Here is a 13,331-nt window from a genome sequence, read left to right as displayed (position 1 = left end):
CGCTGACTGCGCGGTCTACCGGCGCAGTCGGCCTCCCCCCTTCCCCCCACCCCCCCCGGCGGGCCCCTTCTCCCGGGGGAGAAGGAGGTACAAGCCCCTCTCCCTGCGGGAGAGGGGTTGGGGGTGAGGGTACGGACGCGAAGCGCATGCTGCATGTTGACTGCGCGAGGCTTCGCCCGCGCCCTCGGCTGTCTCTTCGGCGCGCCGCGCTCGCAATACCTCTTGGAAGAGCGTCGTTGGTCATGGCATGCCGCTGCACTGGTTGGGGTGCATGCTCTGACGAGCGGCTATGATGGGGACAGTTGCCACGGACCCGACCATGTTCCCCAGACTTCCGCCCGTCACCCAAGCGCTGCTGATCGGCAACGTCGTGGTATTCCTGCTGCAGATGCTGTTCGGCATGGACACCTTCTCGCCCTTCATGTTGTGGCCGATCGGTGCCTTCGATGCGTTCTCGCCCGGGCAGAACTTCCAGCTCTGGCAGTTGCTGACCTACGGTTTCCTGCACGGCGACTTCATGCATCTGCTGTTCAACATGCTGGCGCTGTACATGTTCGGCGGGCCGCTGGAGCAGACCTGGGGCAACAAGCGCTTCCTGACCTACTACCTGGTCTGCGTGGTCGGTGCCGGCCTGTGCCAGTTGCTGGTCGGCTGGTGGATGCTCAGCAACGGCAACGAGCCGTATCCGACCCTGGGCGCCTCCGGTGGCATCTTCGGCCTGCTGCTGGCGTTCGGCATGCTGTTCCCGAACCAGCGGGTGATGCTGCTGTTCCCGCCGATCCCGATGAAGGCGCGCACCTTCGTGATCGTGTTCGGCGCGCTGGAACTGCTGATGGGCTTCACCGGCTGGCAGCCGGGCGTGGCGCATTTCGCGCATCTGGGCGGCATGTTGTTCGGCTGGCTGATGATCCGCTACTGGCGCGGCCAGCCGCCGTTCGGCAAGCGCAAGCCGCCGCGTCCGCGCATCGTGCGCTGAGCGAAAACGCCTGCCGTTGCTGCGCTCCGCAAGCGCCGGCGCGGCGGCACGTTTTCCCGACCCCTGAACGCAAGACGGCGCGGTTGCCCGCGCCGTCTTGCTGTGTGTGCCTGGCCGGCGGCTAGCGCCGGCACCGGCTCACGGCCACAGGTGGATCTGTTCGGCCTCGCTGCGCACCATCGGCTGGCCGGGCTTGCAGGTGAAGGTCGCGGCGAAGGCGGGCAGGTTGGCCAGCGCGCCGTTGGTGCGCCAGCGGCCGGGCGCGTGCACGTCGGCGGTGACCCGCTGCACGGCTTCGTTCGGCGACAGCTGCTGCGCCCACAGGCCGGCCCAGGCCTTGTAGAACGCCTGCTTGCTTGCCTCGTTGGCGGTCGGTTGCGCAGCGCTGTAGGCCTGCCAGGCCAGTTCGACGCTGCCGATGTCGGTCAGGTCCTCGTCCTGGGTCAGCGGGCCGTTGACCTTGGCGCCCTTCACCCCCGGGAAGTCGTAGGCGCCGTACTGCGCGGCGGTACGGGCGGCCAGCGCGTTCCAGGCGCTCTTGTCTTCCGGGGTCCACCAGTTGCGCAACTGGCCCTGCGCGTCGACCTGGCTGCCCTTGCTGTCGATGGCGCCGATCAGCTCGTGCGCGACCATCGCGCCGTAGGCGCCGTACAGCGTCGCGGCGTCGCCGCCGGCCGCGTACACCGGCGGCTGCAGCACCGCGGCGGTGACGATCAGGCGGTTCTGGGCGATGTCGTAGGTCAGCGCCGGCTGCTGCGGCAGCACGTCCCAGCGGCGGTCGGCGTTGCCCTTGCCGATGCGCTTCATCTCCTCGCGGTGACGCCAGGTGGAGGCGATCAGCATGTTGCCGCCGAAGCTGCCGCGGCCCATCGGCTGCAGGGTGTAGTCGAGGTCGCGGCGCGGCGCGCCGACCTCGATCTTCAGCGCGGCCAGCTTGGCCTGCGCCTCGGTGCGCGCCGGCTCGCTCAGCCAGGTGCTGCGCTTGACCGCGGCGATCTGCGCGTCGCGCACCTGGTCGGCGATGGTTTCGGCCTGGCGGCGGGTGTCGGCCGACAGGTAGCGGGCCACGTACTCGCGGCCCAGCATCGGGCCGGCGGCGACGTTGATCGCGTCCAGCACCTGCGCCCAGCGCGGCGGCGGCGCGACCTGGCCCTGCAGCACGCGGCCGCGGAACTCGAAGCTGGCGTCGCGGAAGCTCTTGGACAGGTACGGCGCCATCGCATCGCCCACGCGCCAGCGCAGGTAGGCCTTCCACTGCTCGGGCTTGATGCTGACGATCATGCCGTCGAGCTGCTTGAACATGTCCGGGTCGGCCATCGACACCAGGTCGTCGTTGACGCCCTGCGCCTTGAGGAAGGCGTCGAGCTGCAGGTTGCGGTACTGCTTGTTCAATTCCTTGGTCGAGATCGGCGCGTAGTTGTTGAACGGGTTGTTGATGCCGGCCAACGACTTGGCGCTGCGCGCCAGCGCGGTCTCGATCTGCAGCACCGACTGCGCGTCGGCCTCGAGGCGGTCGGCCGGGGTGCCGGTCAGGGTCAGAATCTGCTTGACGTAGGTGCGGTAGCGGCCCATCAGCGCCATGGTGTCGGCGTCGGTGCGGGTGTAGAACGCCGGGTCGGGCAGGCCCATGCCGCCCTGCATGAAGTAGCCGATGTGGCGGTCCAGCGCCTTCAGGTCGACGTCGGCGCCGAAGTTGAACGCGACCGGGATGCCGATCTGGTGCAGCGCGGCGATCGAGGCCGGCACGTCCTTGGCCTTCTTGATCGCATCGATGCGGCCGAGCAGCGGCGCGATCGGGTTGGAGCCGTCCTTCTCCACCGCGGCCTCGTCCAGGCCGCTGGCCCAGAAATCGCCCAGCGCCTTCTGCACCGCGTTCTGCGGCGACTGCATGGAGGCGTCGAGCAGGTCGCGCTGCTGTTGCTGGGTGCGCTCGGCCAGCTGGCCCAGCGCGGTGACCGCGCCGGTCTGCGGCACCGGGTTCTGCTTCAGCCAGTCGGCGTTGGCGTCGTCGTAGAAGTCGCTGCAGGCGGCGCTGATCGGCGGGGCCTTGGGCGCGGCGGCGCGCTTCTTCTTGGGCGCGGCATCGGCGGCGGAAGCGAGGGCGATCAGGCCGAGGGCGACGGCGAGGGCAAGCGGACGGGCATTGGGCATCGGGAACGCATCCGGTCAGGATTAAAGTCGGCGGAGTTTAACAAGCCGCGGTGTGCAACTGTGGCGATGATGCGCGTCCACGTCCCCATCGGATTCAGCGAGGGACGCCGGCAGGCACGGGCGCCGGTGGCCGGGCAGGGCGGTCGGCATCGCCACCGCCGTCGCAGGCCGACGCCCACGCAAAGAAAAGGCCCGGACAAGCCGGGCCTTTTCGCGGGACGGCGGTGACGCCGTCGCTTACCAGATCACCACGCGCTTGTCGCCGCTGCGCACCATCGGCGCGCCCGGCTTGCACTGGAACGCGGTGGCGAAGGCCTCCAGGTTCGACGGCGCGCCGATCGCGCGGAACTGCGCCGGGGCGTGCGGGTCGGTGGTCAGGCGCACCATCGCGTTCTGCGGGGTGTACTTGGTACGCCACACGGTGGCCCAGTTGATGAAGAAGTTCTGGTCGCGGCTCATGCCGCCGACCTTCGGGTCGTCCTTGCCCTCGGTGGCCTTCTTCATGGCGTCGTAGGCGGTGGTGATGCCGCCCAGGTCGGCGATGTTCTCGCCCAGGGTCAGCTTGCCGTTGACGTGCTTGCCGTCGACCTCGTAGCCGTCGAACTGCTGCACCAGCTTGCCGGTGAGCGCGGAGAACTTCTTGGCGTCGGCCGGGGTCCACCAGTTCTCGAAGTTGCCGGTCGGCCCGAAGCGCGCGCCCTGGTCGTCGTAACCGTGGGTCATCTCGTGGCCGATCACCGCGCCGATGCCGCCGTAGTTGAACGCGTCGTCGGCCTTGGGGTCGAAGAACGGCGGCTGCAGGATCGCCGCCGGGAACACGATCTCGTTCTGCAGCGGGTTGTAGTAGGCGTTGACCGTCTGCGGGGTCATGCCCCACTCGGTCTTGTCCACCGGCTTGCCGATCTTGCTGAGGTTGTACTTGTAGTTGAACGCGGTGGCGGCGCGCACGTTGTCCAGGTAGCTGTCGCGCTGGGTGCTCAGGCTGGCATAGTCGCGCCACTTGTCCGGGTAGCCGATCTTCGGGGTGAAGGTCTTCCACTTGTCCAGGGCCTTGGCCTTGGTCTCGTCGCTCATCCAGGTCAGCTTCTCCAGGCGCGCCTTCAGCGCCTGACTCAGGTTCTCGACCAGTTGCTGCATCTTGGCCTTGTCGTCCGCCGAGAAGGCGACCTTGACGTACATCTGGCCCATCGCCTCGCCGGCGCCTTCGTTGATGCTGCCGAGCACGCGCTTCCAGCGCGGCTTCATCTCGGCCTGGCCGTTGAGTTCCTTGCCGTAGAAGGCGAAGTTTTCCTGCGCGAAGGCGTCGCTCAGGTACGGCGAGGCGCTGTCCACGGTGTGGAAGCGCAGGTAGGCGCGCCACACCGACGGGTCGGTGTCGCCCAGCGCCTTGCTCACTTCCTGGTGGAAGGCCGGGATCGCCAGCGAGAACTTCTCCGGCACGGCCACGCCCTGCGACTCGAAGAACTTGGTCCAGGGGAAGTTCGGGGTCAGCTTGTCGGCGTCGGCCGGGGTGACCGGGTTGTAGGACAGCTCGGCGTCGCGCGAGAGCTGCTCGCTGGACTTGGACACCTTGGCCAGGCGCGTTTCCAGCGCCACCACGTCCTGCGCCTGCTTGGCCGCGTCGGCCGCCGGCACGCCGGCCAGCTCCAGCACCTTGGCCACGTGCGCCTGGTAGGCCTTGAGCTTGTCCTGCTTGTCGGCGTCGAAGTAGTAGCTGCGGTCGGGCAGGCCGAGGCCGCCCTGCATGGCGTAGGCCATGTTCATCGCCGAATTCTTGAAGTCCGCCTCGGCGCCGAAGCCGAACAGGCCGTTCTCGCCCTTGGCCGCGCTCTGGCGCAGGTACTCGGCCACTGCCGGGCCGTCCTTGAGGCCGTCGATCGCGGCCAGGTCGGCCTTCAGCGGCGCGATGCCCTGGGCGTTGATCTTGGCTTCGTCCATGCCCGAGGACCAGAAGTCGCCGACGATCTTCTCCACGCCCTGCGGGTTGGCCGCGGCGGCGGCCTGTTCGGCCAGCTGGTGCTGCGCCGCGACCGAGCGCTCGTCCAGGATCGAGAACGCGCCCCAGCTGCTGCGGTCCTTGGGGATCTCGTTGGCGGCCAGCCACTTGCCGTTGACGTAGCCGTTGAAGTCGTCGCAGGCGTTCTTGCTGGCGTCCAGGTCGTCGACGTTGAAGGCGTTGTAGGCCGGCAGCTTGCTGGTGTCGAGCTTGAGGTCGGTCGACGCCGCGGCCGGGGCGGCGGCCGGCGCGGACTTGGCGGCGTCGGCGGCGGGCGCGGCGCTCTCGGGCTTGTTGCAGCCGGTCAGCGCGGCGCTCACGGCCAGGGTCAACAGCAGCATCTTGGGATTGCGAAGGGTCACAGGCAGGCTCCAGGCCGACGTGGATAAAGGAATGGCCCGCACGGGCCGTGGCGAGACTCTACGCCGCCACTGCAGGTTTCAGGGGTGTCGAAGGTCATGGGTGGCCCTGGCCATTGGGCCGCAGGACGGCGTTGCCGCCTGCCATCGGCAGGCCCGCCGGCGCTGGCTTACCATGCGGTCATGACCCGCGAACCGCCATGCGATGCCCTGATCGTCGGCGCCGGCCACAACGGCCTGGTCTGCGCCGCCTACCTGGCGCGGGCCGGCTGGAAGGTGACGGTGCTGGAACGGCGCGGCGTGGTCGGCGGCGCCGCGGTGACCGAGGAGTTCCACCCCGGGTTCCGCAACTCGGTGGCGTCCTACACGGTGTCGCTGCTGCAGCCCAAGGTGATCGACGATCTCGACCTGGCCGGGCACGGCCTGCGCATCGTGCCGCGCCGGCGCAACAACTTCCTGCCGTTGCCGGATGGACGTTATCTGCTGACCGGCGCCGGCCACACCCAGGCCGAACTGGCCAAGTTCTCCGCGCGCGACGCCGCGCGCCTGCCGGCCTACGAGGCGCGGCTGGAGGGCATCGCCGACGTGCTGCGCGCGCTGGCGTTGCAGCCGGCCCCCAACGTCACCGATGGCGGCTGGCTGCAGGCACTGCCCGAGCTGCTGCGCGCCGGCCGCCTCGGGCGCCGCCTGCATGCGCTGGACGCGGAACTGCGCCAGGACCTGCTGGACCTGTTCACCATCTCCGCCGCCGAGTATCTGCAGCGCTGGTTCGAGAGCGACGCGGCGCAGGCGCTGTTCGGTTTCGACGGCATCGTCGGCAACTACGCCAGCCCGTACACGCCGGGATCGGCCTATGTGCTGCTGCACCACGTGTTCGGCGAGAGCAACGGGGTGAAAGGCGCCTGGGGCCATGCGCTGGGCGGCATGGGCGCGATCACCCAGGCCATGGCCCGCGCGGCCACTGCGGCCGGCGCGCGCATCCGCACCGATGCGGGCGTGCGCGAGATCCTGGTCGAGGGCGGACGTGCGGTCGGCGTGGTCACCGAGCAGGGCGAGCGCCTGCGGGCGCGGCACGTGGTCGCCAACGTCAATCCCAAGCTGCTGTACGAACGCCTGCTCGATCCGGCGCACGTGCCGGCCGCCACCCGCGAGCGCATGGCGCACTGGCGCTGCGGTTCCGGCACGTTCCGCATGAACGTGGCGCTGTCGCGGCTGCCCAGTTTCAGCGCGCTGCCGGGGCCGGGCGACCATCTCACCGCCGGCATCGTGCTGGCGCCTAGCCTGGACTACATGGACCGCGCCTACCACGACGCGCGCCGGCACGGCTGGTCGCGCGAACCGATCGTCGAACTGCTGATTCCCAGCACCCTGGACGATGGCCTGGCGCCGCCCGGCCAGCACGTGGCCAGCCTGTTCTGCCAGCACGTCGCGCCGCTGTTGCCGGACGGGCGCAGCTGGGACGCGCACCGCGAGGAGGTCGCCGACCTGATGATCGCCACCGTCGAGCGCTACGCGCCGGGCTTCGCCGCCTCGGTGCTGGGCCGGCAGGTGCTGAGCCCGCTGGACCTGGAGCGCACCTTCGGGCTGATCGGCGGCGACATCTTCCACGGCGCGCTGAGCCTCAACCAGTTGTTCAGTGCCCGGCCGATGCTTGGCCAGGCGGCGTATCGCGGTGCGATTCCCGGTCTGTTCCTGTGCGGCTCCGGCACCCACCCCGGCGGCGGCGTGACCGGCGCGCCCGGCCACAATGCGGCGATGGCGCTGTTGCGGCGTTAGGGTCGGTCGAGGCGCCAAGCTGGCTACTGGCGGATAGATATTCGTGCGGGGCGTAGGCCGGGCAGGGGGCAGCGGTGAGCCTGATGGCCGCTGATCGTTGGATCGGCAGGCGCCGCATGCGCGCACGGCCGGCGCGATGACCTGATCTGCCGACGCTTGCCGTGGTCCTGGTTTTCTTCACGAAGGCGGTCTATGCCACGGGAGTCGGTCGAGCACGTCGGCTACATCGTGATCTTTTTCGATCGCGGCTTGGCCGGCGCCTGAACAACAACCTGTTTCCGTCAGTGCTGGACGAAGCCTTCAGAACTACATCGTCCGTCGATTCACGACGACAACACCATGCGCGGATGCACTTTCCTGTCTCTTGACCACGCTGTTTCAAACAAAAAAGGGGCGGCCAATGGCCGCCCCTTCGATTGCTGCAAAAACGACTGTTTAGAACTTGTACTGCACGCGGGCGAAGACCGTGCGGCCGTACCAGTCGTACTGCGATGCGTACAGCGGCGTGTTGCCGTAGCGCGTGCCGGCGCCGGTGGAAATCAGGTCCGGCGCCTTGTCGAACAGGTTACGCACGCCGACCATGATGCCCCAGTCGCCCTGTTCGTATGCAACGGACGCATTGTGCAGGACCTGCCAGCCGGCCTCGATGTCGCGTGTTGCGTTCTGATACCCCTGATACGTGAAAGTGGGATCCAGGTCCCGATTGCGTGTGGTGCTGACGTAGCTGGCTTGATAGCTGAAGGTCCAGTCACCGCGCTTCAGATCCGCCGACATCAGGCCCACGGTCTTCGGGCGGCCGATGTAGCCGACCTGGTTGCTCGAGGTGAGTCCGCTTTCCGCAGCGCTGTCGAACAACTGCAGCACGTCTTCCATCGTGTACGTGACCTGTGCCTCCAGCGACAGCTTGCCGAAGGAGAAGTCGTTGTCGTAATTCATCTGCAAGTCGTAGCCGCGGGTACGCTCGCGGTTGATGTTGATGTACTTGTTGTAGATGGTGGTGATGGTGTTCGGCGAGGCGGGATCGGTCGGGCTGTTACGGACGAACTGATTGCAGAACGCGTTCGGATACACCGCCGACCCATAGCAGCCATTGATGATGTCGAACTCGTTGAGCTGCGAGATCTCGCCCCGGATGTCGTAGTCGAAATAGTCGACTGCCACGCTCAGATTGGCGAACTCGGGCGTCCATACCATGCCAAGCGTCTTGGCCTTTGACGTCTCCGGCTTCAGCGTGCCCTGACCACCACGGCCATACACGGTCGCCGATGCGCCGCCACCTGCGTAGTCGGAGGGGATGCCGGCCGCCGCGCAATTCTTCTGAATGAAAGTATTGTTGCTTTCACCCCACAGGATGCAGGGGTCGATTGTCGTCTGCGATTGATACCCCGTCTGATCGCCCAGGTACAACTCGTACAGGCCCGGCGCCCGATACGAAGTACCGATGCTGCCACGCACGCGCAGGGATGGAATGATCTGCCAATTAAGGCCGGCCTTCCAAACCTCATCCGAATCGGCGACGGAGTTGTACTTGAACGCCCGGCCGGATAGGTTGACTGAGAGCGATTCGATGCCCGGCTTGTTCTTGAGCAGTGGGACGTCGAATTCCACGAAGGCTTCACGGACATTGTCCGTGCCCTTGGTCTCCTTCGCTGAGCTGTAGCCCCAGATATCGCCCGATGTGGTTAGCGCATCGGGTTGGTCATCGATCTTGGTGTGCCGGTATTCGACACCGAACGCGGCGCCGACATCGCCCGCGGGAAGCGCAAACAGGTTGCCGGTGACAACTGCATTGACGATGGCTTGATCGTAGACGGTGTTGCCCTTGGTGTTGACGCCGATGGCGTTCTCCAGCTCACGCATGCGTTCGCCACTGAGAAAGCCAGGATCGAAGTAGTTCACCGGCGCGTCGCCATCCACATAGGCCAGATCGCCAGTGCGCGACGTCTGGATGTCGTTGTGCCGGTAGTCACCGTCCGACCGCGAGTAGCTCGCATTGACCTCCCAGCTCCAGCTATCGCTTCCCTTGAAGGCGCCATCGAACTTGGTGCTGCCGTAGAAGTAATCGACGGTGATCTTCTGATCATCGCGGTACGGCATGATCGGCTGGTAAAAGTTGCCATCCGTTTCGTTGGCGACGACGGGGAAGAACTGTCTGTAGCTGTGCGTCGTAGTCTCGCGACGGTTGTACAGCCATTGCGTCTTCCAGTTGAAGCTATCGAACCCGAAATCGCTGGCGCCATACAGGCTGATGCGTTCGCGCTGGTTGATGGCTTGCGTTGTGTTGTAGAACGGGAAGTTCAACACATCCTGATAGTAGGCCTGCGGCGAGTTGGCGTAGGTCCTAGAGGGGCGGGGACGTGGCCGGTAGCCGGGGAACGGCCCTACCGTGCTGCCGTCGGGTGACGGCACATAGCGAATGGCCGAGTTGAAGTAATTGATGATCGTGTTGGCGTAGAGGTTGCCCGACGAGCACCCACCCAGGTTGGTGCCGCCGATGATCGAACGGTCCTGACGGTCGATGCGCTTGCCGTCTGTGCCCCAGATGCGGTCTTGGGCGCAGCGCAGGAAGTCGCGATCACCGAACTCCAGCGCGTTCAGCCGATCCCATTGCACGGCACCGACGATGCTGCCGTCGCTGAAGCTTTTGCCGGCAGCGAACGAAGCGGAGAACTGCTCGCCTCCGCCATGCTGTGGCACGCTCATGGTGTAGTCCATGATCGGCTTGTCGATGCTCTTGCGGGTGATCAGATTGACCACGCCGGCGACTGCATCGGAGCCATAGATGGACGATGAGCCGTCCTTGACGATTTCGATGCGCTGAAGGATGACCTTGGGGATAACGTTCAGGTCGAATGAGCCGACCTGTCCTCGCGTTCCCGCCGGACCGGGGCGCTGACCATCGAGCAGGATCAGTGTGCGGTTCGCGCCGAGGCCGCGTAGCGACACGGTCTGCACGCCGGTGCCGCCTTCGACGACGAATCCGCCAAACTGGTTGTTGATCTGTGTGGAACTGGCAGCGGCAGCCGAGGTCTGCAGGAAGTCGGCAACGTCGAACTTGCCGGCTGAAATGCTCTTGTCGATCGAGATCACCTGGACCGGCGAAGCGGTTTCGTACTCGGGGCGCTTGAGCAGCGATCCTGTCACAGAAACAGCATCGAGATCCTTGGTCTTGGCTGCCTCCTTGGAAGTGGCCTTTGCCTGGTCGTCGGATCCAGCCTGACCATTGGCCAGAGTGTCCTGCGCAAAGGCGGGCGCGGCTTGCAGCGCCGCGATCACGGCAATTGCCAGCGGCAGCCGCCGCAACCCGTCGGACGAAGTTCTGAACATTCCTTTCTTACTCCCCTAGTTAAATAAGAAGTGAAGCAGTTGTTACGGTGTGGTTAACCGAATGTAATGCTCCCGAGGCGAATGTGCAACAACCGCTGAACAAGCAAATTTATGTCATATGGTCGTGACATCGTTGCTGTAGTGGCGAGCAATACGTTTCGTGTTTAAGTTATTGATTTTGATGATCTCCCGGCATGTTCGCTGCGGGCAAGGTTCCGCGTTGCACCTCGATCGGCAGGGGGACTAGCCCCACGCGCATGCGATCTTCTCCGAGTGCTGTGCTTGGAGTGCGCCATGCGCCCACGGGTGTGTGGCGCGAACCAGGGCATGTCTTTAAACGCATTCATGAAGTTGTCCGTTGGTCTGCAAGAGGCGCGAACAACGAGGGCTTGCATGTATGAGGCAAGGCCAAAGAAGGCTGACCGCTGGAGTCTTCCTCGTTCGGCGATCACAGGGTTCACGCGCGTACCTGGGCGAAGGTGGCGCGGCGCTGTCGGGTTTTGATGACGTCGCCGGTCAGGCGACGCGCAACGACGTTGCGCGGTGGTTTCATGTCACAGCAGGTCGGCTTCACCAGGGCTGTCTGGCGCACGACCCTCGGCGCATGCGCACTTGGGCTGGCCGTAGAGGCCGCTCAGGGCGCGATGTCCCTGGCGGCGTCGTACTTCATGGGTCAGAGACCGCCAGGGCCGCAGTCGCTCTTCAGGAAGTCCTGGATTAGGCCAAGGGTCTGTCGTTGTTGGCGTGGATACCAGGGCAGGCTGTGCGGCTGGTCCGGGATCAGCGCGAACTTGGCCGGAACGATGTCCTTGACCGCCTCGTAAAAGTCCTTGGCATGGAACGATGGCGTACGCACATCGCGGTCGCCGACGAACAACAGCACAGGGATCGTGGCGTTGGCGGTGTTCTGCATCGGGTCCATGCCCTTCAGGGTCTTGCCCTGCAGGATGCGTTGCAGGCGGTTATCGCTCCAGGAGGTGCTCAACTTCCCGAGGTTGGTGACCGGTGCGCCGGCGATGGCGCACTGGTAGGGCGATGGCTTGCGCACGGTGGCCGCAGCCGCGGCGAAACCGCCGTAGGAATAGCCGAAGATCGCGATTCGGTCCTTGGATGCATAACCTTCCGAGACCAGCCATGCGGCGCCGTCGTCGTTGTCGTCGGACATTTTCTGGCCCCACTCGCGGTCGCCGGCGACCCACAGGTCACGCCCCAGGCCCTGGCTGCCGCGGTACTGCGGACGCAGTACCGCGTAACCGCGCGAGGTCAGCAGCGGCACCCAGCCGGACATGTCCCAGCCCATGTAGTCGCGCGCCCACGGGCCGCCGTGCGGATTGATGACCGCCGGACCGGCCGGGTCGCCCTGCTTCCAGCCGGCCGGCAGGTCGAGGATGGCCGGGATCTTGCGGCCGTCGCGCGCGGTATAGGTCACCCAGCGTTCTTCCACGGAAAAGCCGTTTTTGCCGATCCAGGGTCTGGAGCTTCCCAGCGGCGTGACGGTCTGCTTGTCGGTCAGCAGGTAATAGCTGGGCGGCTGGTCGGCGCTCTGCGCGGTGAAGAACACCTTGGACAGGTCGTCGGTGTAGGAACCCAGCGTGATGCTTTGCCCCGGCAAGGCCTTCTTCAGGCTGTCCTGGATCGACTTCAACGCGGGGTCAACGTAAATAGACTCGCGGGAGGGGCCGTCCACGGTGAAGCCGACAACCTTGTTGAAGTTGCTAGGCTGCGTGCCAAAGATCAGGCCGGCGATGGAGAAGTTCTGGTCGGCGACTACCGGGTCGGGGTCATACTTGCGCAGCGCCGGATCGTAAAGGCGCACCTGGGCCTTGTCTGAGAACTGATCGGTCAGGATATAGTATTTGCCGGTCGCGTCATCGAGGCCCAGCACGTCCACCACGTTGCGTGCCGAGATCTTGGTAGTCAGCGGCGCATGCACGGAGAATTGCCCGGATTTCGGGTCTAGCAGCAGAACCTGCTGTTCATAGTCGCCGCCGGCCCCGTCGATTTGCTGTTTGGCCAGCACTTTGCCGTTGCGATGGTCGAACAGCGACGGCACCGCGCGCGAGTCGCCGCGGAACAGCAGTTCGGTCTGCCCGGTCTTCAGGTTGTACAGGTAATAGTTGGACGACAGGCTGACTTCGCTCAACTGCTGGATGACTACCCGATCAGGGTCAAGGGGAAGCATGTCCACGAGCGATGCGGTGCCGCTCAGTTCCAGGCACAGCTGCGTATCAGCGCTGACGCCGATCTTCCGCGCATTGTCCGCGAACGCCTCCTTGAAGTCCTTCTGGTCGTCGCCAGTCAGATAAGTCTTGGAGACGAAGGTACGGGTGGAACCAGAGGAGTTTCCTTCGCCGCAACCGCCGAGACGTCCGGTCCACTCTTGCCGGGCCACGGTCAGGATCTTGTCCGACTTCAGCGCGAACGCGGAAATGAACTTCATCTTGTCGCCGGATGGGGTGACCACGGTGGGTCCCTTGGACAGCGCCGACGTGTCCCATGTGGCCAGGGCGGTCTCATCCGGATTCTGCGGCGACGGAATGAGGCCCACGATATGTTTTCCGTCGGGGCTCATCGTGACTGACTGAAGCGCGGGCAGGCGTGCTAGGTCCTCGATCGGAATCGGTTGGATAGCGTGCGCCGCTGTACTCGCCAGCAACGCGGAAACCCCCAAGGCAAGGCTCCAATGCCACGTCGAGTGAATTCTTGTCATGCAACATTCCCCAGTAATGAGCGAACTAAACAACTG

Annotated in this window: 6 protein-coding genes; 2 read left to right on the top strand and 4 right to left on the bottom strand. The window is 65.6% G+C overall.

Features of this window, described 5'->3' with window-relative positions; translation table 11 throughout:
- Window positions 1-319: 319 nt before the first annotated feature.
- Entirely contained in the window at window positions 320-976 is a 657-nt protein-coding gene (locus tag CEK68_RS13625) for a rhomboid family intramembrane serine protease (protein ID WP_152239696.1), read from the top strand.
- Between the two features lie 138 nt (window positions 977-1,114).
- On the opposite strand, the gene CEK68_RS13620 is transcribed toward CEK68_RS13625, so the two are convergent.
- Together CEK68_RS13620 and CEK68_RS13615 are read right to left on the bottom strand one after the other, a co-directional pair.
- Window positions 1,115-3,127 (bottom strand): M13 family metallopeptidase, encoded by a 2,013-nt coding sequence (locus CEK68_RS13620; protein ID WP_152236101.1) that lies wholly within the window; start codon window positions 3,125-3,127, stop codon window positions 1,115-1,117.
- A gap of 237 nt (window positions 3,128-3,364) precedes the next feature.
- A complete protein-coding gene (locus tag CEK68_RS13615; RefSeq protein WP_193313877.1) occupies window positions 3,365-5,464 on the bottom strand; it encodes a M13-type metalloendopeptidase in 2,100 nt (699 codons plus the stop codon).
- A gap of 201 nt (window positions 5,465-5,665) precedes the next feature.
- Between CEK68_RS13615 and CEK68_RS13610 the strand changes: the two genes are divergently transcribed.
- Window positions 5,666-7,258 carry an NAD(P)/FAD-dependent oxidoreductase gene (locus tag CEK68_RS13610; RefSeq protein WP_152239694.1) on the top strand — a complete coding sequence of 531 codons (1,593 nt, stop codon included), beginning with the start codon at window positions 5,666-5,668 and terminating at the stop codon, window positions 7,256-7,258.
- Between the two features lie 435 nt (window positions 7,259-7,693).
- On the opposite strand, the gene CEK68_RS13605 is transcribed toward CEK68_RS13610, so the two are convergent.
- Window positions 7,694-10,585 (bottom strand): TonB-dependent receptor, encoded by a 2,892-nt coding sequence (locus tag CEK68_RS13605; protein ID WP_152239693.1) that lies wholly within the window; start codon window positions 10,583-10,585, stop codon window positions 7,694-7,696.
- Window positions 10,586-11,258: 673 nt separating this feature from the next.
- The gene (locus CEK68_RS13600) at window positions 11,259-13,295 is read right to left on the bottom strand and encodes a prolyl oligopeptidase family serine peptidase (protein WP_152239692.1); all 2,037 of its coding nucleotides are present in this window, start codon (window positions 13,293-13,295) and stop codon (window positions 11,259-11,261) included.
- Between the last annotated feature and the right edge of the window lie 36 nt (window positions 13,296-13,331).

Origin of the sequence: Xanthomonas sp. LMG 12461 (genome assembly GCF_009192935.1) — a bacterium.
GTDB lineage: Bacteria > Pseudomonadota > Gammaproteobacteria > Xanthomonadales > Xanthomonadaceae > Xanthomonas_A > Xanthomonas_A sontii.
Note: the sequence above shows the minus strand (reverse complement) of the source record. Positions and strands in the feature narration are given on the sequence as shown.